Origin of the sequence: Pseudomonas sp. B21-056 (assembly GCF_026016325.1) — a bacterium.
Classification (GTDB): Bacteria; Pseudomonadota; Gammaproteobacteria; order Pseudomonadales; family Pseudomonadaceae; genus Aquipseudomonas.
Genome location: NZ_CP087203.1, coordinates 4,059,440 through 4,084,480 on the forward strand (window position 1 = coordinate 4,059,440; position 25,041 = coordinate 4,084,480).

A 25,041-nucleotide genomic window follows, 5' to 3' on the forward strand; every position below is an offset into this window, starting at 1 on the left:
CAAAAGTAAGCAAAACGCTTTTGCCCCACCACTCGGTGCCTCGCCTAGGCTCGGCATGCCCGAACGCAGGCATTGCTCCGTGGGCCCGCCGCGAAGGGCCATCCATGGCCCAGCGCGGCTAACCCGGCATCCATGCCGGGTTGCCCACTACGCAATACCTGCGTTCGGCCAGCGTGGTTAACGGGGCGCCGAGATCAACGTCCGCTGCGAGGCGGCCTTACAGCCGGCCTGACTCTTTCGGGTGTACGCCAATCCCATTGTGGGAGCGAGCTTGCTCGCGAAGGCGGCCTGTCAGCCGACCTATCTCTCCCGGTTGTACTTCATCCCCCTGTGGGAGCGAGCCTGCTCGCGAATCGATAGATCAGTCACCATCGATGTCGGATGATCGCTACCGCGAGCAAGCTCGCTCCCACACAGGTTCAGAGGATCCCTTCAGAGTGGGTGGGTGTTCTGAGAATTTCGGCACGACCGCAACGGGCTGCGGTCAATGAATCCATAGGCCACCGGATTCGCTCGCCAAGGATTTTTTCATGCTCGACACCTCGCCGCCGGAAGCATTGCCGGCCGATCTGCATTATGTCGATGACACCAGCCCCGGCATCACCCGAAGGAAGCTGCGGGGCAAGTTCTGTTATTTCGATCCTCAGGGCCAGCGCATCACCGATGCGGCGCAAATCCAGCGCATCAATGCCCTGGCGGTGCCGCCGGCCTACACCGATGTGTGGATCTGCAGCGACCCCCGCGGACATCTCCAGGCCACTGGCCGGGATGCCCGCGGGCGCAAGCAATACCGTTACCATGCGCGCTGGCGCGAAGTGCGCGATGCCGATAAATATTCCAGGATGTTGGAGTTCGGTCGCACCCTGCCCCGCTTGCGCAAACGCCTGGAGGCGATCCTTGCGACACCCGGTTTCAGCCGCGACAAAGTCATGGCCACCGTCATCACATTGCTGGACGTGACGCTGATCCGCGTCGGCAACAGCCAATACGCCCGGGAGAACCGTTCCTACGGTCTGACCACCCTGCGCAGCAAACACGTCGAGGTCAACGGCAGCGCCATCGCCTTCCAGTTCCGAGGCAAGAGCGGCGTCGAGCATCAGATCACCGTGAAGGACCGGCGCCTGGCACGGATCATCAAGCGCTGCCAGGAAATGCCGGGGCAGAATCTGTTCCAGTACCTGGATGAGAATGGTGAACGCCATGCCATCAGTTCTTCGGACATCAATGCCTACCTCAAGACCCTGACCGGCGCCGAGTTCACCGCCAAGGATTACCGCACCTGGGCCGGTAGCGCGGCGGCCCTGGCCGGGTTGCGGACGTTGCGCTGGGAAACCGAGACGGAGGCGAAAAAAACACGTCGCCGAGATGGTCAGGCAGGTCGCCCGGCAACTGGGCAACACGCCAACCGTCTGTCGCAAATGCTACATTCATCCGGCGGTGCTGGAGGGCTTTCTGCTTGGCACGCTGAAGCAACTGCCCAAGCCCAGGGCCCGTAAAGGCCTCAGCGAAGAAGAAGCCGGGCTGGCGATGTTTTTGCAACGGGTGACAGAAGCCACGCAAGCGTGCGAGTCGAAGTTCGGTGTCTGATACGACCAGAACAACGGCTCATCCAACAGGAACATCCAGCCAGCGGTGAACTCCCAACTGTACGATCCGCAACACTCCCACGCGTGAAATCGACAGGAGTCCCAGATGTCCGAACACATTGTCCATTTCCATTGCCAGATCGATCAGGGGACCACGGAACGCTTCCGGGACACTTGCCTGGAGGCCATCGAAAAAGGCGCCGAATCGTTGATGCTCAATCTGTCGACGGTCGGCGGCAGCACCAACTTCGGTTTCACCCTCTACACCTTCATCAAGTCCCTCCCTGTGCCGGTGCGGGCCGTGAATGCCGGCAACATCGAGTCGATGGGCATCGTCATGTACCTGGCCGCCAGTGACCGCACCACCACGCCTCACTCACGTTTTCTGATCCACCCGATGAATTGGTATTTCGGCCAGAAATCAGTGGATCACTCGCGGCTGCGCGAGTACCTGTCCAGCCTCGACAACGACGTGGCGCGGTACGTGGAGATCTACGTCAAGGAAACCGCCGGCGCCGCCACCCAGCTGGATATCTTCAAATGCCTGTGCGCCGAGGAGCGGGTGATTCCGGCAGAAAACTCCCTGGCCTTCGGCATCGCCCACCGGGTCGAGCAGGTGGTGTTCCCCACCGAGGCCAAGCATTGGAAGGTCAGTGGCGGTGACGAATGATGAAGGCAATTTCCAAACGAGACGGCTGATCACTTCCCTCTGATAGCCGTTCGTCGCCGGCAAAATGTTTTTTTCTAAACTTCCCTCGGGCATTTCCTTTCACAGTAAGGCGAGGCAGTTGCTCGCTTAACCAAAATGAGGACTCTCGAAATGGCTAATAGCGGAAACAAGAACCCGGGTAACTTCGCAAACGATCGTGAAAAAGCATCCGAAGCCGGCAAGAAAGGCGGACATGCTTCGGGCGGTAACTTTGCAAACGACCGGGAAAAAGCCTCTGAAGCCGGTAAGAAAGGTGGCGAACGCAGCCATGGCGGCGGCAGAAAATCGTAACCCTGCAACCGTCGGGGCGCAGTTCTACTGCGCCCCGGCGCTTATCATCCGTCGAAATCAACGCTCGCCATAAGCCCTCTTGACCTCCTCGACCCAAACCGGGTCCAGGCGCAGTTGCTCGATATCCAGATTGAACGCCTGCATCCTCGCCAGATGCTCGTCAGCCTCCCGAACCAATGAACTCTGGGCGCTGGAATTGGCGTCCAGCTGGTGCATCTGGGTCAGCCCCAGATGGTAAAAACGCAGCAGCTTCATCGCCGTCGGATCCTGGGCTTGTACCCCTTCCGTCACCTGATGCATCACGTTGGTGATGCGCATCAGGCTGCGCTTGAGCTGCCAGCCGTATACCGCCGCAGCCATCCAGGGTTGCGACCAGAGATACAGGCGCATCAGCGCGGCCATCGCCAGCACCGCCACGATCACCCCACCCAGGTTGAAGCGAAAGTTATCGCTCCCAGGCGTGCCGAACAGCATCACGGCCAGGCTGGACAGCAGCATCGCCAGTGCCAGGAACACCACGGCGATGATCAGCGTGCTGCGGCGGGTCTGCTGTCGGTAGAGGTCGGCGTCCCACGGTTTGATCTCGAACATCGCGGTGCAATTTCCTTGTACGGCACGAAAAGAGTCGAGCATTATCGCCTGCCCGGTCGATTTAGCTATGCTGGGGCTCATTTTGTGTTGCAACCGATCCGAAGGATCCGGATCAAAGTCCATGGCGATACCGCAAGGATCGTGCGATCTTTCTGTGTGGACGTATTTTTCAAGATGCCGTCGCAGTGTGTACGGCATCGTTTTCAAGGAAAGCTGAATGACTCAAAGACATGTAATCAACGCTTCGGTAAGCCCCAAAGGCAGCCTGGAGACCTTGTCCCAGCGCGAAGTCCAGCAACTGAGCGAAGCCGGTTCCGGCAGCATCTATACCCTCTTTCGCCAGTGCGCCCTGGCCATCCTCAATACCGGCGCCCATGTCGACAACGCCAAGACCATCCTGGAAGCCTACAAGGACTTCGAGATCCGCATTCATCAACAGGACCGCGGCGTACGCCTGGAATTGTTGAACGCGCCGGCCGATGCCTTCGTCGACGGTGAGATGATCGCCAGCACCCGGGAGATGCTCTTCAGTGCCTTGCGCGACATCGTCTACACCGAGAACGAACTGGACAGCCAGCGCATCGACCTGAGCTCGTCCCAGGGCATCAGCGACTACGTCTTCCACCTGCTGCGCAACGCCCGTACGCTGCGTCCCGGCGTGGAGCCGAAGATCGTCGTGTGCTGGGGCGGTCATTCGATCAACACCGAAGAATACAAATACACCAAGAAGGTCGGCCACGAACTGGGCCTGCGCAGCCTGGACATCTGCACCGGCTGCGGCCCGGGCGTGATGAAAGGCCCGATGAAAGGCGCCACCATTGCCCATGCCAAGCAGCGCATCCACGGCGGCCGTTACCTGGGCCTGACCGAACCGGGCATCATCGCCGCCGAGGCGCCGAACCCGATCGTCAACGAGCTGGTGATCCTGCCGGACATCGAGAAACGCCTGGAAGCCTTCGTGCGTGTCGGCCACGGCATCATCATCTTCCCGGGCGGTGCCGGTACGGCGGAAGAGTTCCTGTACCTGCTGGGCATCCTGATGCACCCGGCCAACCAGGACCTGCCCTTCCCGGTCGTCCTCACCGGGCCGAAAAGTGCCGCGCCGTACTTCGATCAGTTGCATGCCTTTGTCGGCGCGACCCTCGGCGAAGCGGCCCAGAAGCATTACCAGATCATCGTCGACGACCCGGCTGAAGTGGCACGGCAGATGACCCAGGGGCTCAAGGAAGTGAAGCAGTTCCGCCGCGAGCGCAACGACGCCTTCCACTTCAACTGGCTGCTGAAAATCGATGAAGGCTTCCAGCGTCCGTTCGATCCGACCCACGCCAACATGGCCAGCCTGGGCCTGAGCCTCGACCTGCCGTCCCACGAACTGGCCGCCAACCTGCGCCGTGCGTTCTCCGGGATCGTGGCGGGCAACGTCAAGGACAAGGGCATCCGCCTGATCGAAGAGCACGGCCCTTACGAAATCCACGGCGACCCCGCCATCATGGAACCCCTCGACCGCCTGCTCCAGGCCTTCGTCGCCCAGCACCGCATGAAACTGCCGGGCGGCGCGGCCTATGTGCCGTGCTATCGCGTGGTGACCTGAGCACCCTGCGCCCCTGTGGGAGCGAGCCTGCTCGCGATGACGGCGGTACATTCAGCATTGATGCAGGCTGAACCACCGCTATCGCGAGCAGGCTCGCTCCCACAAAGGGCCTGTTGCGGTTACAGAATTGTGTTCAGCCGCATCAATCCGGATTCATCCAATCCGACGCCAAGCCCCAGGTAATCCTTGATCGACGGATGGACGGTGTCCAGCGGATGCACATGCGTCGCCGTCACCACCAGCACATCCGCACCCGCCGCCTCGCCGGCCCGGATACCGGCGTCTGCGTCCTCAAACACCAGACAATCCTGGGGTGCCACCCGCAACCGCTCAGCCGCCAGTCGATAACAGGCGGGGTTGGGTTTGCCATCGCTGACGTCCTCGGCGGTGACCATCACGGCGGGACGCGCAATGCCGGCGGCTTCCATCCGACGCAACGCCAGTGCCATGGGCGCCGAGGTAACGATCGCCCAGCGCTCGGGCGGCAGTTCATTCAAGAACGCCACGGCGCCAGGCACAGGCACCACGCCTTCGACGTCCTCGATTTCCTCCCGGGTAATCTGCTCGGCCTCAGCCTGGGCATCCACCCCCGGCAGATGCTGGCGAGCGATGGTGTCGATGGCACGCACGCCATGGATGGTGGGCAGGAAGGTCGCCACGTCCACGCCGTGACGCAGCGCCCAACGGGTCCAGATCCGCTCGGCCGCGGCGATGGAGTTCAACAGGGTGCCATCCATGTCGAAGAGGAAGGCGTGGTAGGTGGTGGATAAGGGGTGTGCAGACATGGGTTCCTCACGGTCAAAACACGAGCCCCTGTGGGAGCGAGCCTGCTCCGGGCGGCGATCCGACGAAGACGTCGGCACAGTCAAAATAGACATCGACTGACACACCGCTTCGCGAGCAGGCTCGCTCCCACAGGTTTTGAGTTGTCTCATCAAGTGGTGATCTACACCAACCGCTCGATCGACTGATGCTGCCAGACCCGTTTGTAATACAGCACCTGCAGCAACAACATGCTCAGGTACGCCACGGGAAACGCTATCCATACCCCTTCCAGGCCGAAGTGGGCGTCGAGCAGGTAAGCCGCCGGCACCTGCACGCCGACGATGCAGAAAATCGAAATCGCCACCGTCGGCAGCACCGTGCCGCTGGCGCGCATGATGCCGCTGACGATGGCCTGGAAGCCGAACACCAGCAGGCTCCAGAGCATGATATGCAACAGGTGTTCGGCCTGGGCCCGTGCCGCCGGGTCGGTGATGAACAACCCCAGCAGCCAGTGGGACAGCAGGTACCCCAGCAACACCAGTCCGCCCGTCAGCCAGACGTTGATCAGCAGGCCCGTGCGCAGGATCGGCCCCAGGCGCTCCAGGCGGCCGGCGCCAATGGCCTGGGCGCCGAGGATCGAGGCGCTGATGGCAATCGACAACGCCGGAAACTGCACGTAATTGACGATCTGCGTCACCGCGCCGTAGGCCGCCGTGGCCTGGGAGCCGTGGCGATTGACCAGCGCCAGGATCACCAGCTCCGACAGCGAGATCACCACCATCTGTAACCCCGTCGGCAGGCCGATGCGCAGCACCTTGGCGAGAATTTCCCGGTCCAGGCGCATCGCCGCGAACAAGGCCCGATCCGGCGCCAGGGCATGCTCGCGCCGGTTCAAGCGCCACGCCAGCATCGCCATGGCCGATGCCGTGCCCACCAACCCCGCCATCGCCGCGCTCTGGATACCCATCTGCGGCAGTCCCAGCCAGCCGCGAATCAGCGCCGGTGTGAGCACCAGCCCGACCCCGGTGGACACCAACAACGCCAGCAGCGGCGACAGCGTGTCGCTCACTCCGCGCAATAGCTGTGTGAACAGCACGAACACCAGCAGCATCGGCAAAATCCACATCATGACCCGTGCATAGGAAACGGCGTCCTCCAGCACATCGGCCGGTGTGCCCAACCCCTGCAACGCCTGCCGTGCAAAGACACTGCCGAACACCGCTGCCGCCAGTCCGATGATCACCCCCAGCAGCAGCGTCGAGCCGGCAATCGCCTTCACCGTGCCGGTCTCCCGCGCACCGTAGGCCTGCCCGATCAACACCCCTGCCCCCGCGCCCAGGCCGATCACCAGGGCGATGAAGAAGAACAGGATCGGAAACATCCCCGACACCGCCGCCAACGCCTGAGTGCCGAGCATCTGGCCGATGTAGATGCTGTTGAGCGTGCCGGACATGGACTGCAGGAAATTGGACAGGACCATGGGGGTGAGGAACAGGAGGTAGGTTTTCCAGAGCGGCTGGGTCGGCATGGGAGCTCTTGATGGGCAGGTTCGACAATTCAGGTGTCGGTAATTTAGCGCAATCCATACCTGTGGCGAGGGGATTTATCCCCGCTGGGCTGCGCAGCAGCCCCCAGAACAATCAACCCACTTCATATGACACACCGCGCAGACCGGTTTTGGGGCCGCTTCGCAGCCCAGCGGGGATAAATCCCCTCGCCACAGGTTTCAGGCTGGCAGCTACCTTCGTCAGCCCGATTCGACATTTCACAGACTGTGGCTAATCTGAAGTAGCACAGTGCCACGCTCTGAGTAGGCGTTTGCCTACGGAAGTCGGATTCGGACGACTGGTCTTCAAGTCCGGTCCGGGGTCGCAGATAACCAGTTATTCGCCAATAACCTGTTAGCAACACTGTTCAAGGACCGAACCATGACGTCGTACCCACACGGTCATTCCTTTTCTCCAACCCAGCCTCGCCTTCTCTGGAGTCCCGTGCTCGTGGCCGTTGTCGCCACCGTTGGCGTGCTGGTATTCAACGAGACGAATGCACAGAACATCGGCTTGAGCGCAGTGCTTCTGGTCCTTGGCCTCGGTGCAGGCGTATGGAGTGCCCGGTTGCAACGTCGGCAGTTCGACAACGCTTCTACCGCCGCCGGCGCCCGGCACGACCTGCAAGCCGCCGAGCACGCCACCCACAAAGCCAGCGCGCAACTCAACGAAGTCATCCTCGGTGCCATGCCGATCTGGGCCAAGCAGGTGGAAAGCTCCCGGCAGCAGACCGAAACCGCGATCGTCTCCCTGACCAGCCGCTTCACCGGCATTTCGTCACGCCTGGAAGAAACCGTGCAGGCCTCGCAACTGGCCGCCGGTGAGCTGGCCGGGAAAAGCAGTGGCGGCGCCGTGCAAGTGCTGGCCCAGAGCGAGAGCGAACTGGTGCGGGTGATCGACTCCCTGAAAGCCACCCAAGCCAGCCGCGACGAAACCCTGGCCCAGGTGCGCAACCTCACCGCCTACACCGGCGAGCTGCGGACCATGGCCGCCGACGTCGCCGCGATTGCCGCGCAAACCAACCTGCTGGCCCTCAACGCCGCCATCGAAGCCGCCCGGGCCGGTGAAGCAGGACGCGGCTTCGCGGTGGTCGCCGACGCCGTGCGCAGCCTGTCGAGCAAGTCCAGCGAGACCGGCCAGCAGATGTCGGCCAAGGTCGACATCATCAATACCGCCATCACCCAACTGGTCCAGGCCGCGTCCAGCGGCGCCGACCAGGACAGCCATTCGGTGTCCAGTTCCGAGGACAGCATCCAGCACGTACTGGAGCGTTTCAAAAGCGTGACCGGACAGCTCGCCGAATCGGCGGACCTGCTGCAACAGGAAAGCTTCGGCATCCGCGACGAACTCACCGAAGTGCTGGTCAGCCTGCAATTCCAGGATCGGGTCAGCCAGATCCTCAGCCACGTGCGCGACAACATCGAGGACCTGCATGTGCATATGCAGCAGGCCAGCCGGTCGCCCGACCAGGCCGTTTCCATCGATGCCCGCCAATGGCTGGCTCGCATGGAAACCACTTACGCCACCGACGAGCAGCGCCGCAATCACCACGGCGACTCGGGTGCGCAACAGACTTCACAGGAAATAACCTTCTTCTAGGAGAGCCGTTCATGGCTAAAAGTGTATTGGTTGTCGACGACTCCGCGAGCGTTCGGCAGGTCGTCGGCATTGCGTTGAAAAGTGCCGGCTACGACGTGATCGAGGCCAGCGATGGCAAGGATGCGCTGGGCAAGCTTACCGGCCAGAAAGTGCACCTGATCATCAGTGACGTGAACATGCCGAACATGGACGGCATCACCTTCGTCAAGGAGGTCAAGAAGCTGGCCAGCTACAAGTTCACGCCGATCATCATGCTCACCACCGAATCCCAGGAATCGAAGAAGCAGGAAGGCCAGGCGGCAGGCGCCAAGGCCTGGGTGGTCAAGCCGTTCCAGCCGGCGCAGATGTTGGCGGCGGTGTCCAAACTGATTCTTCCTTGATGGCCGGAGGCTGTGATGCCGCTGCTGTACGAAACACAGGGTGACACCGCGCAAGTGCAGATCGACGGCGAGCTGACGATCTACACCGCCGCCGACCTCGCCGCGCAGTTGCTGCCCTGCCTGGGCAATACGCCGCACATGGAGCTGGACCTGTCCCAAGTGACCGAAATGGACGGCGCCGGCCTGCAAGTACTGCTGATAGCCCTGCGCGAAGCGCCGAAGGCCGGCACCCAACTGACCCTGACCGCTCGCAGCAAGACCGTCAGCGAAACACTCGAGCTGTGCAACCTGCTGGCCTAGCCCTGCATCACCGCCCGACACGACAAAGGATATGAGCGTGAGCATCAATCTCGACCAGGCACAACAAACGTTCATCGTCGAGGCACGGGAGCAGTTGCAGGCGATGGAAGAATCCCTGCTGCAACTGGAAAACGACCCGGCTGACGATGACGCCATCGGTGCGATCTTCCGCGCGGCCCACACCATCAAGGGCTCGGCCGGGCTGTTTGGCCTGGAACCAATCGTCAGCTTCACCCACATCGTCGAAGACGTGCTCGACCGCCTGCGCAACGGCAGTGTCGAGGTGGATACCGGCCTGATCGCCGTGCTGCTCAAGTCCAGCGATCACATGCTGGAGCTGATCAACGTCGTGGCCAACCAGGGCGGAACGCTGACGCCACCGGCCCTGAAACGGGAGATGGAACTGTGCCAGGTCCTGCAGGAATACCAGGCACCCCCGACTGATGACGCCCCGACACCGGCAGCAGACAGCACAACCCAGGAGCCGTCCGAAACGCGCCTCTGGCACATTTCCCTGCGCTTCGGCCAGGACGTGTTCCGCAACGGCATGGACCCGCTGTCATTCCTGCGCTACCTGCAGACCCTCGGTGAAATCGTCCACCTCGACACACTGACTGAGGCGTTGCCCAGCGTCGAAACCTTTGACGCCGAATCCTGCTACCTGGGGTTCGACATCGATTTCCGCTCGGCCGCCGGCCACGGGACGATCAACGAAGTCTTCGATTTCGTCCGGGAAGATTGCCTGATCGAAATCGTGGCCGTCGATGACAACGCGAACACTGGACTGGTTACCACCGCCCAGGAACCGAACGACGCAAGCACCGCCCTGGTCGCCACCGGCGAACTGCTGCCGGACCAGCGCAAGACCCCGCGCATGCCTGCCCAACTCCCCGCCGACCGACAACCGGCCGCCAGTGAAAACAAGGCCAAGGACGGCGCCTATGTGCGGGTCAATGCCGACAAACTCGACGAACTGATCAACCTGGTGGGCGAACTGGTCATCGCCAGCGCCGGCACCAGCCTGTTGGCCCGCAACTGCCACGACGACTCGTTGCAGGAAGCCACTTCGACGGTGTCCGGGCTGGTGGAAGAAATCCTCGACGGCGCCTTGCGCCTGCGCATGATCCCCATCGGCGAAACCTTCAACCGGTTCCGCCGGGTGGTGCGCGATGTCAGCCAGGAACTGGGCAAGGACATCGACCTGATCATCAGCGGCGCGGAAACCGAGCTGGACAAGACCGTGGTGGAGAAGATCGGCGACCCGCTCATGCACCTGCTGCGCAACGCCATGGACCACGGCATCGAAACCGCCGACGCGCGGCTGGCGGCCGGCAAACCGGCCAAGGGGCATCTGCACCTCAACGCCTACCACGACTCGGGCAGCATCGTGCTGGAAATCGCCGACGACGGCGCCGGCCTGAACCGCGACCGGATCCTGGAAAAAGCCCAGGAACGTGGCCTGGTCGCGCCTGGCGCCAGCCCGACCGACCAGGAGATCTACAACCTGATTTTCGAACCCGGCTTCTCCACCGCCCAGGCCGTCACCAGCCTGTCAGGGCGTGGCGTGGGCATGGACGTGGTCAAGCGCAACATCACCCTGCTGCGCGGCACCGTCGACCTGGACAGCCAACCGGGCCAAGGCACCGTGGTGCGCATCCGCCTGCCGCTGACCCTGGCGATCATCAATGGCTTCCTGGTGGGGATCGACCAGTCCACCTACGTCATTCCGCTGGACATGGTCCAGGAATGCATCGAGCTGAGCGAAGACGACGGCGTCGCCAGCCGCGAACAGGGTTACCTCGACCTGCGCGGCGAAGTGCTGCCCCTGGTGTACCTGCGCGATCACTTCAACCACGAAGGCCCGGCGTCGCGCCGGCAGAACGTGGTGGTGGTGCGCTACGCCGAACTCAAGGCCGGGCTGGTGGTGGATGACTTGCTGGGGGAATTCCAGACCGTCATCAAGCCCTTGGGCAAGCTGTTCGGCGCCCTGCGCGGCATCAGCGGCTCGACCATCCTGGGCAGCGGTGCCGTGGCGCTGATTCTCGACGTGCCGGCGCTGCTCACCCAGATCGCCCAGATAGAAAACCGCTACAGCCCTACCCAATTATCACAAGCCAACGCTCGCTGACGCTTTAGCAACTCCATGGAGAGGTACTTCCCAATGAAATGGTTCTACGATCTTAGAATCGCCACCAAACTGATCACGTCATTTCTTGTGGTGCTGGCCCTGACCGCTGTCATGGGGGTGTTCGCGATCATCCAGCTGGGCGAGGTGAACGGCACCACCACCGAGATCCGTGAAAACTGGATGCCTTCGATGCGTGCGGCCTCGGGCATGCGCTTCTACGGCGCGAACTATCGCCTCAAGGAAAACCGCCACATCACCGCCGACTCCGAACAGGAACGCACCACCGTCGAACAGGAAGCGGAAGAAGCCCGCAAGGCCTTCGAAACCCGCCTGGGCACCTATGAAAAACTGCTGTCCAACCCAGACGACCGCCAGCTGTTCGAAACCACCCGCAACGACTGGGCGGCTTACCTGGCCATCAGCAAGGATCTGCTCGCCCTGTCTCGGCAGAACCTGACCGATGAAGCCCACGCGCTGCTCAAGGGCGAGTCCAGGCGTCGGTTCGAGCTGGTGACCGCCGACCTGCAGAAACTGGTCGAGCTCAATGATGTCGGTGCCGGCGCGGCCAGCGAACGCGGCACGGCACTGTTTGAAAAATCGCGCCTGTCGATCATTGCCGTGCTGGCTGCCGCCCTGCTGATCGGCCTGGGCCTGGCGCTGTTCATCTCCCGGATCATTTCCCGCCCGTTGAAGCAAGCCGCATCGGTGGCCGAACAGCTCGCCGAAGGCAACCTGAACGCAAAAATCGAAGGCGGCTCCAAGGACGAAACCGGCATGGTACTCAATGCCATGCAGAACATGGTCGGCAAGCTGTCCCATATCATCGGGGAAGTGCGCAACGCGGCGGACAACCTGGCCAGCGCCTCCGAAGAGGTCAGCGCCACCGCGCAATCCATGAGCCAGGCCACCAGCGAACAGGCGGCCAGCGTCGAGGAAACCAGCGCCTCCATCGAGCAGATGAGTGCCAGCATCAACCAGAACACCGAGAACGCCAAGGTCACCGACGGCATGGCCAGCAAGGCCGCCAAGGAAGCCACCGATGGCGGCGAATCGGTGCAGCAGACCGTGGTGGCGATGAAGAAAATCGCCCAGCGCATCAGCATCATCGACGACATCGCCTACCAGACCAACCTGCTGGCGCTCAACGCCGCCATCGAAGCCGCCCGCGCCGGCGAGCATGGCAAAGGCTTCGCCGTGGTCGCCGCCGAAGTGCGCAAACTGGCCGAACGCAGCCAGGTCGCCGCCCAGGAAATCGGCGAGCTGTCCTCCAGCAGCGTCGACATGGCCGAGAAGGCCGGCAACCTGCTCGATGAGATGGTGCCGTCGATCAACAAGACTTCGGACCTGGTGCAGGAAATCAGCGCCGCCTCCGAAGAACAGGCCGCCGGCGTGGCGCAGATCAACACCGCCATGACCCAGCTCAACCAGGTGACTCAGCAGAACGCCTCCAGCAGCGAAGAACTGGCGGCCACCGCCGAGGAGATGAGCAGCCAGGCCGAACAACTGCAACAGGCCATGAGTTTCTTCACCCTGGACACGCCGCCCAAGTCGGCCAGCCTGCCGGTGAAAGTCGACCACACCCCGGGACCGTCCAGCCGCAAACCGGCGCGGGCTTCGGTGACCGCGTTGCCCAAGGCGTTCGCCTACAACATGGCCAGCGCGCCGGACGAATCCGAATTCACCCGGTTCTGACGGTCCGCTTCCACAGGCTCGCTTAAAGGAGAAAAGGCATGGGCGCCATCGCTACTACACGTCAAACCGCCATGGCGGTCGAGGAAGAAGCGCAATACCTGACATTCATGCTCGGCACAGAGATGTTCGCCATCGGCATCCTCTGCATCAAGGAGATCATCGAATACGGCAACCTGACCGTGGTGCCGATGATGCCGGCCTTCGTCCGTGGGGTCATCAACCTGCGTGGCGCGGTCGTGCCGGTGGTGGACCTGTCGGCCCGTTTCGGCCGGCAGAACTCGTCGATCACCCGGCGCTCGTGCGTGGTAATCATCGAGGCCAACACCGAAGACGGCCACGCCCAGGACATCGGCCTGCTGGTGGACACGGTGTCGGCGGTGCTGGAGATCCCGGCCTCGCAGATCGAACCGCCGCCGAGTTTCGGCGCGAAGATCCGCGCCGACTTCATCAGCGGCATGGCCAAGGTCGACGGCAAGTTCGTGATCGTGCTGGAGGTGGGCCGTGTGCTGTCCATCGACGAAATGTCGCAACTGGCCGAAGCCAGCCCGACCGCGCTGGAGTTTGAAAGCCCGTGAACACCGACTGCAAGGAACGCACCGTGAACTCACTGGCCCTCAGTGATCGAGAGTTCAGCCAGTTTCAATCCTGGCTGTACCAGGCCGCCGGCATCAACCTGTCCGACGCCAAGAAAGCCCTGGTGGCCGGGCGCTTGTTCAAGCGCCTCAAGCACTATGAGCTGGACAGCTACGGCGAGTATTTCAAACTGATCATGAATGGCCAGCGCAAGGATGAATTGCAGGTGGCGCTGGACCTGCTCACCACCAACGAAACCTACTTTTTCCGCGAGCCCAAGCACTTCGATTTCCTGCGCCAGCACGTGCTGCCCCAGGCCGCACCGGGCAAGACCTTTCGCCTGTGGAGCGCGGCCAGTTCGTCGGGAGAAGAACCCTACAGCCTGGCGATGACCCTGGCCGAAGGGCTGGGCACCACGTCTTGGGAAGTCATCGGCTCGGACATCAGCACCCAGGTGCTGGCCAAGGCCCGCGCCGGGCATTACCCGATGGAGCGCGCCCGCACCCTGCCCCAGCCGCTGCTGGTGAAATACTGCCTAAAGGGCACCGGCAGCCAGGAGGGCACGTTCCTGATCGACCGGGCGTTGCGCAGCCGCGTCAACTTCATCCAGGTCAACCTCAACGACACCCTGCCGGAGCTGGGAGAGTTCGATGTGATTTTCCTGCGCAACGTCATGATCTATTTCGACCCACCCACCAAAAGCAAAGTGGTCGCCCGACTGGTCCCCCGGCTCAAGTCCGGCGGGTACTTCATCGTGAGCCATTCGGAAAGCCTCCATGGTGTGTCCGATGCGTTGAAAATGGTGGTGCCGTCGATTTATCGCAAGCCATGAGAACAGCAATGAGAGCCGCAACCCGCGACGTGGCCGAGGTTTACCTGGCACCGGGTGAGTTCCGCTTCGCCACGTGCCCGACCCGGCTGCGCACCATCCTCGGCTCCTGCGTGGCGATCACCTTGTGGCACCCCGAACACCGGATCGGCGGCATGTGCCATTTCATGCTGCCCAGCCGCATGCGCTGCTCCACGGCCCTCAACGGCCTGTACGCCGACGAAGCCATCGAATTGTTCATCCGCGAGGCGCGGGCCCATCACACCGAACCCGAGGAATACCAGCTCAAGCTGTTCGGCGGCGGTGAGATGTTCCCCGAGTTGCAACGGCAGGTCCCCTTCGGCGACGTCGCACGGCTGAACGTCAATGCGGCGCTGGAAATGGCCGCCCTCTATCGCCTGGACCTGATTGCCCAGGACATGGGCAGCACCGGCTACCGGAGCATCATTTTCGACCTGTGCAGCGGCGATGTATGGGTCAGGCACCAACCGATAAGGACCCGGCATTAACCATGTCAAAAAAGATCAACGTATTGCTGGTGGACGACTCCGCCGTGGTTCGCCAGGTACTGCTGGCCATTCTCAGCGACACCCCGGACATCCACGTAATGGGCGCGGCCTCCGACCCGATTTTCGCCATGGACAAGCTGGCCCGGGAGTGGCCGGACGTGATCGTGCTGGACGTGGAAATGCCGCGCATGGACGGCATCACCTTCCTGAAGAAAATCATGAGCGAGCGGCCGACGCCGGTGGTGATCTGCTCGTCACTGACTCCCAGAGGGGCGGAAACCACCTTGCAGGCGATGGCCGCCGGGGCAGTGGAAATCATCACCAAGCCCACCAGCGGCTTGAAGAACTTCTTGCTGGAATCGGCGCCGGAGCTGGTGGCGGCGATCAGGGGGGCCGCCCAGGTCAACGTCCGCAACCTGGGCAAGCGCCCCGCCCCGCTGATGCCGGCCTCCAAGCTCAGCGCCGATGCCGTGCTGCCTGCCGCGAATGGCCACGCCATGGCGCAGACCACCGAGCGCATCGTCGCCCTGGGTACGTCCACTGGCGGCACCCAGGCCCTGGAAGCGGTGCTGACCGCGTTGCCGCGGGTGTGCCCGGGCATCGTCATCGTCCAGCACATGCCGGAAAAATTCACCGCCTCGTTCGCCGCCCGGCTCAACAGCCTGTGCCAGATCGAAGTCCGCGAAGCCCGCAACAACGACCGCATCCACCCGGGCCTGGCCCTCATCGCCCCCGGCGGCAAACACATGATGGTGACCCGCAGCGGCGCGTTCTACCACGTGCAGGTGGTGGACGGGCCGCTGGTCAACCGCCATCGCCCGTCGGTGGACGTGCTGTTCCGCTCAGTGGCCAAGTTCGCCGGCCGCAACGCCACCGGCATCATCATGACCGGCATGGGCGACGACGGCGCCCGCGGCCTGAAGGAAATGCTCGACGCCGGCAGCGCCACCGTGGCCCAGGACGAAGCCAGCTGCGTGGTCTTCGGCATGCCCAAGGAAGCCATCAAACTCAACGCCGCGCAACGGGTGATGGGGTTGCAGGAAATTGCGCAGGTGATTTTGCATAGGTAGTCATGAGCAACCTTGTGGCGAGGGGATTTATCCCCGCTGGGATGCGCAGCATCCCCAACGCAGCCACCTCAATCTACCTGACACCGAGTCGGCTGATTTTAGGGCTGCTTCGCAGCCCAGCGGGGATAAATCCCCTCGCCACAGATAAATCCCCTCGCCACAGTCGGTCTATACCGGCGGTATGGTCGCCAGCACGCCAATCAGCACGGTCAACGCCAGGAAACCACCCAGAAAAATCGCCATCTTCGTCATAAGCACCTCTCAGAGAAATACACAACAAGCAGCCACCTCAGAACCCCTGTGGGAGCGAGCCTGCTCGCGATGACGTCGGCACAGTCAACTTCCTTGCCGACTGACAGACCGCCATCGCGAGCAGGCTCGCTCCCACAGAGTTCTGAGGTGAACTCGATTTCCGATGAACACCCGCAGGATTCTGGCTTGAAACTCAGGTTGCGTTACAGCCGCACCTGCCAGCAAAAAAAGCGGATCAGATCGAAGGCGCCCTCGCCCCAGCCATCGATATACCAACGTATATTTTCCCGCCCTTAATCTCAGTGGTCATCGCCGGAGGCAGGACTTAATCTCGCCGCACTTAAACACCGACGATACAAAGAGGTGCTCAATGCGCTCTCCACTCGCTGCTTCAGCATTGACCCCTTTCAAATACAACGAGCCAGGTGCCTGGTGGGCCGATATCACCCTGGTCAGCCTCATCGTGGCGCTCGCCGTGTTCATTGGCTATGGCGTCGAGCAAATGAACCAGCCGCTCGGTGTGCTCGACGCCTCGCCGTTGTCGCTCGATCTGGCCCACCTGCCGGAATACACCCTGCGTACCACTCTGCGCATGTTCATCGCGCTGTTCGCGTCGTTTGTGTTTTCCCTGCTCATTGCCACGCTGGCAGCAAAAAGCCGCAAGGCCGCCCTGGTCATCCTGCCCGCGCTGGACATTCTGCAATCCGTGCCGGTCCTCGGGTTCCTGACCTTCACCGTGGTGTTCTTCATGGGGCTGTTCCCGGGCAAGGAATCCGGTGTGGAATGCGCAGCGATCTTCGCCATTTTCACCAGCCAGGTCTGGAACATGACCTTCAGCGTCTACCAGTCGCTGAGAACCGTGCCCAACGACCTCTACGAAGTCAGCCGGCAGTTTGCGTTTTCGCCCTGGCAGCGCTTCGTCAAGCTGGAGCTGCCTTTCGCAACGCCGGGGCTGGTGTGGAACATGATGATGTCCATGTCCGGCGGCTGGTTCTTCGTGGTGGCGTGCGAGGCCATTACTGTTGGCAACACCACCGTCAGCCTGCCCGGTATCGGTTCCTGGCTGGCGCTGGCGATCGAGCGCAAAGACATCGCCGCGACCGCCTGGGCCGTGCTGGCGATGGCTGCGGTGATCATGCTCTACGACCTGCTGTTCTTCCGGCCGATCGTGGCCTGGGCGGACCGGTTTCGCTTCGAACAGACGGCCTCCCAGAAGCGCCCGCGCTCCAGGGTTTATGACCTGCTGCGCTCCACCCGCCTGGTGCCCTTGGCATTGCTGGCCCTGGATGGCCTCAGGACCTCGTTGTTCCTCGACAAACTGCCCAGGCTGCCGCGTCTGCGCTTCAAGGCCAGCGCCCGTTTCAGTCGTGCTATCGACCTGCTCTGGCCCGCTCTAATCGCCCTGGCCTGCATGGCCGGCCTCTTTCAATTGTCACGTTTCATCGGCAGCACACTGGGCCTGGAGGACGTCATCAGCGCCTTCGGCCTGGGGCTCGCCACCCTGCTGCGCGTCGCTGTGCTCATCGTGCTCGCCAGCCTGGTGTGGCTGCCCATCGGCGTGTGGATCGGCCTGAACCCGCGCTGGGCCGAGCGCCTGCAACCGGTCGCGCAACTGCTGGCGGCCTTCCCCGCCAACGTGCTGTTTCCGTTTGCAGTGGTCGCCATCGTTGCCCTGAAACTGAACCCCGATATCTGGCTGTCGCCGCTGATGGTGCTGGGCACCCAGTGGTACATCCTGTTCAACGTGATCGCCGGGGCCAGCGCGCTGCCGACCGATCTGCGGGATGCGACCCGCAGCTTCCACATGCGCGGCTGGCAATGGTGGCGGCGGTTCGCGCTGCCCGGTGTCTTCCCCTATTACGTCACCGGCGCCCTGACGGCGGCGGGCGGGTCGTGGAACGCCAGTATCGTTGCCGAGGCCGTGTCCTGGGGCAACGAGCATCTGTACGCGTCAGGGCTCGGCTCCTTTATCGCCCGGGCCACTGAGGCGGGAGACATGCAACGGGTGGCGCTGGGGGTTTCGGTCATGGCGATCTTTGTCGTGGGTTTCAATCAGCTGTTGTGGCGTCCCCTATACGGTTTCGCCGAGCGCCGGCTGCGAATTGATTGAGGGTGATTCAATGCAAGTGATGGAAAAACGTTGCCTGGTGGATGTGCAGCAAGTGGGACATGTCTACGGCACGGCCGGTGGCGCCGAGCGTCGGGTACTGGACGACGTCTGCATGCGCCTGAACGATGGGGAAATCGTCGGCCTGCTGGGTCGCTCCGGGTCTGGCAAGTCGACCTTGTTGCGCTCCATCGCCGGCCTGATTTCACCGACCGCGGGCGTGGTCGACTTTCCCGTCGATGCCCAGGGGTTACCGAGTTCGGTGCGCATGGTGTTCCAGAGTTTCGCCCTGTTCCCCTGGCTGACGGTGTTGCAGAACGTCGAGGTCGGCCTCGAAGCCTTGAACGTGCCGGTGGCCGAGCGCCGCCGACGGGCCCTGGCCGCCATCGACATGATCGGCCTCGACGGCTTTGAAAGCGCCTTCCCCAAGGAACTGTCCGGCGGCATGCGCCAGCGCGTCGGCCTGGCAAGGGCGTTGGTGGTCGCCCCGGATGTACTGTTGATGGACGAGCCATTTTCCGCACTGGACGTACTCACCGCCGAAACCCTGCGCACCGATCTGCTGGACCTGTGGCGTGAAGGGCGGATGCCGATCAAGTCGATCATGATGGTCACCCACAACATCGAAGAAGCCGTGCTGATGTGCGACCGGATACTGATTTTTTCCTCCAATCCGGGGCGCATCATGAAGGAAATCAGCGTGGGCCTCAGCCAGCCGCGCAATCGCGCCGACCCGGCGTTCCAGGCCCTGGTCGAGCATATCTATGTGCAGATGGCCGGTGGTGGACGTTCGGACTCTGCGCGCCAGGGTGTGTTTGCCGGCACGGACGTGGGCATGCTCTTGCCGTCGATTTCCACCAACGCTCTGGCCGGGTTGATCGAGGCGGTCCAGGATCATCCCTTTGACGGCCAGGCCGATCTGCGGGAACTGGCCGGGGCATTGCGCTACAGCGACAGCGATCTTTTTCCGGTCGCCGAGGTGCTGCAACTGATGCGCTTTGCCGACCTGCGCGATGGGCTCATCACCCTGCTGCCCGCCGGGCACCGCTATGCCGGGTCGGATGTCGATGAGCGCAAGCAACTGTTCGCCCGGCACCTGCTCAGGCACGTGCCGCTGGTGGGGCATGTGCGCAAAGTGCTGGACGACCGCCCGACCCGCACGGCGCCGGCGCGACGTTTCCGGGATCAACTGGAGGACTTCATGTCCGAGCACGACGCCGCCAACACCCTGGACTGCGTCACCCAGTGGGGGCGCTACGCGGAGCTGTTCGCCTATGATGAAGTGGCCGATCAGTTCAGCCTGGACAATCCGTCCTGAGGTGATTCAAATGGCAAAGTCGAAGCGCGGACAGACCGAGCGATACGAGATGAACAGGCAATGAGAAAAACTCAATGGGCACTTCGTCTGCTGCTTCTGCTGGGGCTGGCGCTCGGCATCGCGGCGATAGACACCATCACCGATCTCGAAATCGCCGTGGGGGTCTTCCAGATCGTCGTGGTGCTGATTGCCGTGCGGATCCTGCCGGCGCGTGCGGTGGCGGGCCTATCGTTCATCTGCATGGTGCTGACGATCCTCAGCTATCGGCTGACACGCTTCGGTGACTCGGAGGCCGGCCAGATCAACGTGTTGATCAGCCTCGCCGCCATCGCCGGCACGACCTACCTGGCGCTGCGCCTGTCGGCGGCCATCGAAACCGTGCACAAAACCCGGGCGCACCTGGCGCACATCGCCCGGGTCAACATGCTCGGCGAACTCGCCGCCTCCATCGCCCACGAAGTGAACCAACCCCTGGCTGCCGTCGCCAACAGCAGCAGCGCCTGCCTGCGCTGGATGGCGACAGAACCACCCAACCTGCCCAAGGCGCGCCTGGCCGTGGAACGCATCCTCGCCGACACCCATCGAGCCAGCGAGATCATCACCCGCCTGCGCGGCATGGCCCGGCACCAGGTCCCCACCAAGCAATGGCTGAACGTCGCCGACACGATAAACACTGCCCTGCGGCTGTTGGCCGGCGAACTGAACGAGCAAGGCATCACCTTGCGCGTGCACATCCAGGAAGGCTTGCCGCCGATGCTGGCGGACGAAGTGCAGATCCAACAGGTGATCTTGAACCTGGCGATGAACGGAATCGACGCGATGCGCCAGGTTGACGCTGATGAGCGCGTCCTGGCATTTCATGCCGAACTGGAGTCGGGTCAGTTGCTGTTTTCCGTGTCCGACCAGGGCAAGGGCCTCTCCGGCAACGACCATGAGCGGGCGTTCGACGCTTTCTACAGCACCAAGCCGGACGGCATGGGCATGGGCCTGGCCATCAGCCGCTCGATCATCGAAGCCCATGACGGCCGTATCTGGGTGTCCAGCAACCCGCAATCAGGTGCAACCTTCCACTTCACCCTGCCGGCGGTGACAAGGGAATCCGATGACTGAGCCCGATATTGCCGAGTCGATGGTCTACATCGTCGACGATGACAGCTCCGTACGTGTCTCGCTGCAAGACCTGCTGGCCTCGGTGAACCTGCCGAGCATGGCCTTCGCCTCGGCTCGCGAATTCATGGACGCCAAGCTCCCGGACACCCCCGCCTGCCTGGTCCTCGACGTGCGCATGCCGGGGATGAGCGGGCTGGATTTCCAGCAGGAAATGGCCCGCTTGAACATCCTCGTCCCAGTGGTCTTCATCACCGCCCACGGCGACATCCCCATGTCGGTGAAAGCCATGAAGGCCGGGGCCTTGGAATTCCTGACCAAGCCATTCCGTGAACAAGACCTGCTGGACGCAATCAGCCTGGGCCTGAACCGGGACAGGGAACGGCGCCAGGCAGCGTCGGTGATGGATGACTTGAAACAACGCTATGACAGCCTGAGCGACGGCGAACGGGACGTGATGGAACTGGTGGTTTCGGGGCTGCTGAACAAGCAAGTGGCCGGGCGGTTGGGGCTGAGCGAAGTGACGGTGAAAGTGCGGCGTGGCGCGTTGATGCGCAAGATGGATGCGGATTCGTTGGCGGCGTTGGTGAAGATGTCGGAGCGGCTTAAGGGTGTGGATCGCTAGGCGGTGAACGCCACCTGCCTTTTGTGGGAGCGAGCTTGCTCGCGAATGGCGGCGGCACATTCAACACCGATACCAACTGGCCCACCGCTATCGCGATGTAGACATGGACACATCCTTTACGATTGAAACCGGAGACATCGTTTACGTTTCTGTTGGTTTGAAAATACCGGAACCCAACTATCTTCCCCCTCCGCGCTCAAGGATCGACCGCCATGCCCCACCTCCCGACCTTCCAAACCCAACGCCTCATCCTGACCCCGTTACAACTGACCGACGCCCCCGCCATCCAGACCCTGTTCCCTCATTGGGAAGTAGTCCGCTATCTCGACAGCCGAGTACCCTGGCCCTACCCCGCCGACGGCGCGCTGACCTACGTACGCGACCACGCCTTGCCCGCCATCGAGCGCGGCAAAGAGTGGCATTGGATGATCCGGCTGGCGTCGAATCCGGCCCAGATCATTGGCAGCATTTCCCTCTACGACCAACCAGACAACCACCGCGGTTTCTGGCTGTCACCGCCATGGCAAGGCCACGGCTACATACGCGAGGCCTGCGAAGTCATCAACGAGTACTGGTTCGTCACGCTGAATCGCTCGGTGATGGTGGTGCCCAAGGCCGTTGGCAACCAGGCCTCGCGGCGCATTTCCGAGCGTGAGGGAATGCGATTGCTCAGGACGGAACGGGGGCGATTTGTCAGCGGCAAGTTGGACAAGGAAGTATGGGCGTTGGACCGTGAGCAGTGGCTGGGGCGTACTACACAGATACGGTAATTGACTACTGCATCGGCTATATCGAGCCAAAGACAAAATCGGCAGGCTCGAACCGCTCGCTCGTGTCCATCCGGATATTGCGCAGGCGCGCGGTTTCCAGGTGCGACGCATGGAGCCGCTCCGAAAAATACCCCATCAGGATCGAACGACGGCGTGCCCCACTCACATTCAAGCTGGCCGCATGGACCAACTCGGCATCAAACACCAGGATGTCCCCGGCACCACCTGAAAGCTGCACCGAGCGGGACTCGTCAGCGAAATCGAAGGGCGGCATTTCCGGCTGCGGACGATGGCTGCCGGGAACGATTCGTGTCGCGCCGTTCTCGGGGCCGTAGTCGTCGAAAAAAGCCAGGGCGACGGCTGTGTCGCCTGGGCGTTGGGCTGACAGGTCGCGGTGCAACTGCTGATGACCGCCACCCGCCAGGGGCTCGCGTCCTTCCACCTGCGCGAGAAAGAACCGCTCGCCGATCAACGCGCCCACTGCTGCCAGCAACGGTGGCAGACGGCACACCGCCTGGATTTTTGGATCGTTGTCCAATAGAGAATGACGCCAGTCCCAGCCGCGGGGGGTTGGCCATTGATCTGAGGGCATCACACTCGCATCGAACAGGGTGCGGAGCTCTGTGAGCCATTCGGTGGGGATTGCTCGGTGCAGGAGGACGTAGCCGTTCTGGTGGAGTTGATTGCGGTTGGTCATGGGGCTGGCGATTTCCTTATGTCCTTGCATCAAGTAATAGCAGGAATCAGCGGCTGCTTTTGCGAATTGCACCACCCGCCCTCTAGGCCCTTACGGATTTCCGGGAACCCACGCCCATCAAGCGTCATGATCATCTCTGGACAGCCGTTATCGCGTTTTCCTACGAAACCCTGGGAATCCATCACCTTGTCTGCCGAATCCTACGAAACCTATAGTCACTCCGTCGCCCAAGATGGCGATCAGGTTTGGCGACCTGCCTATCGGATCAGCCCGCTAATTTGACTGGAGCGATCCAAATGCAAAGATACATCCCCATAACTGGCATCGACTGCACCCCCGCCTCCCTACTCATCGATACCCAAGCCCCACTTGACGTCTTGCATGCAACCGCTGATTACCGCATTCGTGTGGTGACCCAGGTATTGGAAAACATCGCCTTCCGATCCGAGATCGCCAGCGACACGGTTGTGCTTTCGGATTTTGCACAGCTTCTGGTGATTCCGTTGCGTGATGGGTGTGATTTGCTGGAAGTCATTGGTCGACGACTTCAAGAGCAGGTTGAATGAGCTGATAGAACGACGGGCGCCTGAAAGCGCCCGTTTTTTGCTCATGAGCTAGAGGACCGCACGAACCCAGACGTTTGCATCCTCCTGCCCTACCGTCGCATGGGGGGTGACCAACTATATCCGTGAGCATGAACGACTAAAAACGACCGACAGCGGCCAAGCATGGGGGTCGAACAGTCGCTACCAATTCGACTTTTAAAATGTTTCAGAATCTCAATGTGGCTGACACCAACCCACTTTGACGATAGAGTCAGCCCGTAAATGACCGTCGCAGGAGGCCACCACATGGCAAAACCTAAGATTTCAGCCGTCCAGACCGCCGAGCCTGTGGGAACCCCTGCAGCTAAGCCAAAGGTCCCTGCCAAAGCGAAAGCTGCTGCAAAACCATCTGCTGTTGCCAAATCCAAGACTCCCTCAGGGAAGGCCGCTTCATCAAAGCAGATACACAATTCACATTCTGACGCAGCCGAGCGAATGATGCAGTTGGCTCAACTTCTTTTGGAGGATCCAAAGGAAGCCAAATTATTTGCGAAGAAGACGGGGGTGTACACCAATGCAGGCGAGCTTACGGCTGCTTATCGATAATGTATCAAAACCTCCCTTCGTTCGTTTTGGGCTTCCATGGATGCGATAGAGATGTCGGTGAGGCTGTCCTTGCTGGCGAGTCCCTTACACCAAGCACGAACGATTATGACTGGCTGGGGCAAGGCATCTACTTTTGGGAAAATAGTCCAGAACGGGCTCTGAGTTACGCCGAAAGTATCAAACGCTACAAAAAGCGCGGGAAAGGAGCAATCAGGCATCCGTATGTCATCGGTGCGGTACTCGATCTTGGACTCTGCTTCAATTTGACCGAGGAAGGTGCTTTGTTAGAGCTTCAGAGCGCTTACGCGCTATTGGAAGCAACCACAGCCGCCACCGGCAATCCTCTTCCAATAAACAGCCCGGGGTTCGAAGGCGATTTGGACTTGCTGAAACGTCACTTGGACTGCGCTGTATATGAAAATATGCATGCCGCCCGAAAGAAGCTTGAGTTCCCCGCTTATGAAACTGCTCGCTCCCCTTTCAATGAAGGTGAAGAGCTTTATCCTGGGACAAGCTTTCGGGAAAAAACTCACATCCAGATTTGCGTTCGGGAAATTAGCTGTATTAAGGGCTATTTTCGGCCGCTGAACGATGACGGCAGTCTATTTCAGACTTAACGACTGATGTGTCAAAAAGACCGAAAAATTTCTGCGCAAAAAAATAACGAATTTATTTCCGTTAATAGCGGGTTCTGAGCTTGTTAGCGATGGCATCCGTACATTCAATATTGCAGATACTAATCTACAGCTCCCATAGGTTTTGTGGACTACAAATAAATTCGTCACGTTGTTTCGTTAGGGGCAAAAAACGGCCCAAGGGCCCTTGGCATTTCCAGGCCAGACTTGAGAGGTTAA

At 61.5% G+C, this 25,041-nt stretch carries 23 protein-coding genes and 2 pseudogenes; 21 read left to right on the forward strand and 4 right to left on the reverse strand.

Features of this window, described 5'->3' with window-relative positions:
* Nucleotides 1-530: 530 nt before the first annotated feature.
* The 3 genes and pseudogenes from LOY67_RS17005 to LOY67_RS17015 all read left to right on the forward strand — a co-directional run bounded on the left by LOY67_RS17005 (nt 531) and on the right by LOY67_RS17015 (nt 2,586).
* Nucleotides 531-1,587: pseudogene (locus tag LOY67_RS17005) on the forward strand (DNA topoisomerase IB).
* A 105-nt stretch (nt 1,588-1,692) separates the two neighbouring features.
* Nucleotides 1,693-2,256, forward strand: coding sequence for an ATP-dependent Clp protease proteolytic subunit (locus LOY67_RS17010; protein WP_265063596.1), 564 nt, complete (start codon nt 1,693-1,695; stop codon nt 2,254-2,256).
* A 150-nt stretch (nt 2,257-2,406) separates the two neighbouring features.
* The gene (locus LOY67_RS17015; protein ID WP_186614672.1) at nt 2,407-2,586 is read left to right on the forward strand and encodes a general stress protein; all 180 of its coding nucleotides are present in this window, start codon (nt 2,407-2,409) and stop codon (nt 2,584-2,586) included.
* Between the two features lie 57 nt (nt 2,587-2,643).
* Here LOY67_RS17015 and LOY67_RS17020 read toward each other — a convergent pair whose 3' ends face one another.
* Nucleotides 2,644-3,177 (reverse strand): DUF3087 domain-containing protein, encoded by a 534-nt coding sequence (locus LOY67_RS17020; RefSeq protein ID WP_265063597.1) that lies wholly within the window; start codon nt 3,175-3,177, stop codon nt 2,644-2,646.
* A 217-nt stretch (nt 3,178-3,394) separates the two neighbouring features.
* On the opposite strand from LOY67_RS17020, the gene ppnN reads away from it, so the two are divergent.
* Nucleotides 3,395-4,768: a nucleotide 5'-monophosphate nucleosidase PpnN gene (gene ppnN / locus LOY67_RS17025; protein WP_139648620.1), complete on the forward strand. Its 1,374-nt coding sequence runs from the start codon at nt 3,395-3,397 to the stop codon at nt 4,766-4,768.
* 119 nt (nt 4,769-4,887) lie between these two features.
* Here the strand turns inward: ppnN and LOY67_RS17030 are convergent, their stop codons facing one another.
* Together LOY67_RS17030 and LOY67_RS17035 are read right to left on the reverse strand one after the other, a co-directional pair.
* Complete coding sequence (locus LOY67_RS17030) at nt 4,888-5,553, reverse strand: HAD family hydrolase (protein ID WP_265063598.1); 666 nt, start codon at nt 5,551-5,553, stop codon at nt 4,888-4,890.
* A 161-nt stretch (nt 5,554-5,714) separates the two neighbouring features.
* Nucleotides 5,715-7,061 (reverse strand): MATE family efflux transporter, encoded by a 1,347-nt coding sequence (locus LOY67_RS17035; protein WP_265063599.1) that lies wholly within the window; start codon nt 7,059-7,061, stop codon nt 5,715-5,717.
* Nucleotides 7,062-7,734: 673 nt separating this feature from the next.
* Between LOY67_RS17035 and LOY67_RS17040 the strand changes: the two are divergent.
* The 14 genes and pseudogenes from LOY67_RS17040 to LOY67_RS17105 form a co-directional block, all read left to right on the forward strand.
* Nucleotides 7,735-8,679: pseudogene (locus LOY67_RS17040) on the forward strand (methyl-accepting chemotaxis protein); the annotation flags it as partial.
* Between the two features lie 11 nt (nt 8,680-8,690).
* Entirely contained in the window at nt 8,691-9,059 is a 369-nt protein-coding gene (locus LOY67_RS17045; protein ID WP_042730627.1) for a response regulator, read from the forward strand.
* A gap of 15 nt (nt 9,060-9,074) precedes the next feature.
* On the forward strand, nt 9,075-9,359 hold the full coding sequence (locus LOY67_RS17050; RefSeq protein ID WP_265063601.1) for a lipid asymmetry maintenance protein MlaB: 285 nt from the start codon (nt 9,075-9,077) through the stop codon (nt 9,357-9,359).
* Nucleotides 9,360-9,396: 37 nt separating this feature from the next.
* A complete protein-coding gene (locus LOY67_RS17055; RefSeq protein WP_265063602.1) occupies nt 9,397-11,487 on the forward strand; it encodes a chemotaxis protein CheA in 2,091 nt (696 codons plus the stop codon).
* A 33-nt stretch (nt 11,488-11,520) separates the two neighbouring features.
* Nucleotides 11,521-13,179, forward strand: coding sequence for a methyl-accepting chemotaxis protein (locus tag LOY67_RS17060; RefSeq protein ID WP_265063603.1), 1,659 nt, complete (start codon nt 11,521-11,523; stop codon nt 13,177-13,179).
* A gap of 38 nt (nt 13,180-13,217) precedes the next feature.
* Nucleotides 13,218-13,754 carry a chemotaxis protein CheW gene (locus LOY67_RS17065; RefSeq protein WP_265063604.1) on the forward strand — a complete coding sequence of 179 codons (537 nt, stop codon included), beginning with the start codon at nt 13,218-13,220 and terminating at the stop codon, nt 13,752-13,754.
* Nucleotides 13,751-14,584, forward strand: coding sequence for a CheR family methyltransferase (locus tag LOY67_RS17070; protein ID WP_265063605.1), 834 nt, complete (start codon nt 13,751-13,753; stop codon nt 14,582-14,584). Before LOY67_RS17065 ends, LOY67_RS17070 begins: the two co-directional genes overlap by 4 nt.
* Nucleotides 14,585-14,592: 8 nt before the next feature.
* Nucleotides 14,593-15,090 (forward strand): chemoreceptor glutamine deamidase CheD, encoded by a 498-nt coding sequence (gene cheD, locus LOY67_RS17075; RefSeq protein ID WP_265063606.1) that lies wholly within the window; start codon nt 14,593-14,595, stop codon nt 15,088-15,090.
* Between the two features lie 2 nt (nt 15,091-15,092).
* Complete coding sequence (locus LOY67_RS17080; protein WP_265063607.1) at nt 15,093-16,160, forward strand: protein-glutamate methylesterase/protein-glutamine glutaminase; 1,068 nt, start codon at nt 15,093-15,095, stop codon at nt 16,158-16,160.
* A gap of 754 nt (nt 16,161-16,914) precedes the next feature.
* Entirely contained in the window at nt 16,915-18,522 is a 1,608-nt protein-coding gene (locus tag LOY67_RS17085; protein ID WP_413776222.1) for an ABC transporter permease, read from the forward strand.
* Nucleotides 18,523-18,532: 10 nt separating this feature from the next.
* Entirely contained in the window at nt 18,533-19,837 is a 1,305-nt protein-coding gene (locus LOY67_RS17090; RefSeq protein WP_265063609.1) for an AAA-associated domain-containing protein, read from the forward strand.
* 60 nt (nt 19,838-19,897) lie between these two features.
* A complete protein-coding gene (locus LOY67_RS17095; RefSeq protein ID WP_265063610.1) occupies nt 19,898-20,947 on the forward strand; it encodes a sensor histidine kinase in 1,050 nt (349 codons plus the stop codon).
* The gene (locus tag LOY67_RS17100) at nt 20,940-21,569 is read left to right on the forward strand and encodes a response regulator transcription factor (RefSeq protein WP_265063611.1); all 630 of its coding nucleotides are present in this window, start codon (nt 20,940-20,942) and stop codon (nt 21,567-21,569) included. Before LOY67_RS17095 ends, LOY67_RS17100 begins: the two co-directional genes overlap by 8 nt.
* Before the next feature lie 212 nt (nt 21,570-21,781).
* A complete protein-coding gene (locus LOY67_RS17105) occupies nt 21,782-22,339 on the forward strand; it encodes a GNAT family N-acetyltransferase (RefSeq protein WP_265063612.1) in 558 nt (185 codons plus the stop codon).
* 16 nt (nt 22,340-22,355) lie between these two features.
* Here the strand turns inward: LOY67_RS17105 and LOY67_RS17110 are convergent, their stop codons facing one another.
* A complete protein-coding gene (locus LOY67_RS17110) occupies nt 22,356-23,036 on the reverse strand; it encodes a phytanoyl-CoA dioxygenase family protein (protein ID WP_265063613.1) in 681 nt (226 codons plus the stop codon).
* A 296-nt stretch (nt 23,037-23,332) separates the two neighbouring features.
* Here LOY67_RS17110 and LOY67_RS17115 point away from each other — a divergent pair, with 296 nt between their 5' ends.
* The 3 genes from LOY67_RS17115 (at nt 23,333) to LOY67_RS17125 (ending at nt 24,804) form a co-directional block, all read left to right on the forward strand.
* Nucleotides 23,333-23,602, forward strand: coding sequence for a hypothetical protein (locus LOY67_RS17115; RefSeq protein ID WP_265063614.1), 270 nt, complete (start codon nt 23,333-23,335; stop codon nt 23,600-23,602).
* 285 nt (nt 23,603-23,887) lie between these two features.
* Nucleotides 23,888-24,187: a hypothetical protein gene (locus tag LOY67_RS17120; protein WP_265063615.1), complete on the forward strand. Its 300-nt coding sequence runs from the start codon at nt 23,888-23,890 to the stop codon at nt 24,185-24,187.
* Nucleotides 24,187-24,804 carry a hypothetical protein gene (locus tag LOY67_RS17125; protein WP_265063616.1) on the forward strand — a complete coding sequence of 206 codons (618 nt, stop codon included), beginning with the start codon at nt 24,187-24,189 and terminating at the stop codon, nt 24,802-24,804. The genes LOY67_RS17120 and LOY67_RS17125 overlap by 1 nt, the downstream gene beginning before the upstream one ends.
* Nucleotides 24,805-25,041: the final 237 nt, after the last annotated feature.

Coding starts and splice junctions, on each gene's coding strand:
- LOY67_RS17085 (WP_413776222.1), top strand. CDS start 16,915: ATGAACCAGCCGCTCGGTGTGCTCGACGCCTCGCCGTTGTCGCTCGAT.
- LOY67_RS17030 (WP_265063598.1), bottom strand. CDS start 5,553: ATGTCTGCACACCCCTTATCCACCACCTACCACGCCTTCCTCTTCGAC.
- LOY67_RS17095 (WP_265063610.1), top strand. CDS start 19,898: ATGAGAAAAACTCAATGGGCACTTCGTCTGCTGCTTCTGCTGGGGCTG.
- LOY67_RS17105 (WP_265063612.1), top strand. CDS start 21,782: ATGCCCCACCTCCCGACCTTCCAAACCCAACGCCTCATCCTGACCCCG.
- LOY67_RS17045 (WP_042730627.1), top strand. CDS start 8,691: ATGGCTAAAAGTGTATTGGTTGTCGACGACTCCGCGAGCGTTCGGCAG.
- LOY67_RS17110 (WP_265063613.1), bottom strand. CDS start 23,036: ATGACCAACCGCAATCAACTCCACCAGAACGGCTACGTCCTCCTGCAC.
- LOY67_RS17050 (WP_265063601.1), top strand. CDS start 9,075: ATGCCGCTGCTGTACGAAACACAGGGTGACACCGCGCAAGTGCAGATC.
- LOY67_RS17010 (WP_265063596.1), top strand. CDS start 1,693: ATGTCCGAACACATTGTCCATTTCCATTGCCAGATCGATCAGGGGACC.
- ppnN (WP_139648620.1), top strand. CDS start 3,395: ATGACTCAAAGACATGTAATCAACGCTTCGGTAAGCCCCAAAGGCAGC.
- LOY67_RS17125 (WP_265063616.1), top strand. CDS start 24,187: ATGTATCAAAACCTCCCTTCGTTCGTTTTGGGCTTCCATGGATGCGAT.
- LOY67_RS17015 (WP_186614672.1), top strand. CDS start 2,407: ATGGCTAATAGCGGAAACAAGAACCCGGGTAACTTCGCAAACGATCGT.
- LOY67_RS17035 (WP_265063599.1), bottom strand. CDS start 7,061: ATGCCGACCCAGCCGCTCTGGAAAACCTACCTCCTGTTCCTCACCCCC.
- LOY67_RS17115 (WP_265063614.1), top strand. CDS start 23,333: ATGCAAAGATACATCCCCATAACTGGCATCGACTGCACCCCCGCCTCC.
- LOY67_RS17020 (WP_265063597.1), bottom strand. CDS start 3,177: ATGTTCGAGATCAAACCGTGGGACGCCGACCTCTACCGACAGCAGACC.
- LOY67_RS17090 (WP_265063609.1), top strand. CDS start 18,533: ATGCAAGTGATGGAAAAACGTTGCCTGGTGGATGTGCAGCAAGTGGGA.
- LOY67_RS17065 (WP_265063604.1), top strand. CDS start 13,218: ATGGGCGCCATCGCTACTACACGTCAAACCGCCATGGCGGTCGAGGAA.
- LOY67_RS17100 (WP_265063611.1), top strand. CDS start 20,940: ATGACTGAGCCCGATATTGCCGAGTCGATGGTCTACATCGTCGACGAT.
- LOY67_RS17080 (WP_265063607.1), top strand. CDS start 15,093: ATGTCAAAAAAGATCAACGTATTGCTGGTGGACGACTCCGCCGTGGTT.
- LOY67_RS17060 (WP_265063603.1), top strand. CDS start 11,521: ATGAAATGGTTCTACGATCTTAGAATCGCCACCAAACTGATCACGTCA.
- LOY67_RS17120 (WP_265063615.1), top strand. CDS start 23,888: ATGGCAAAACCTAAGATTTCAGCCGTCCAGACCGCCGAGCCTGTGGGA.
- cheD (WP_265063606.1), top strand. CDS start 14,593: ATGAGAGCCGCAACCCGCGACGTGGCCGAGGTTTACCTGGCACCGGGT.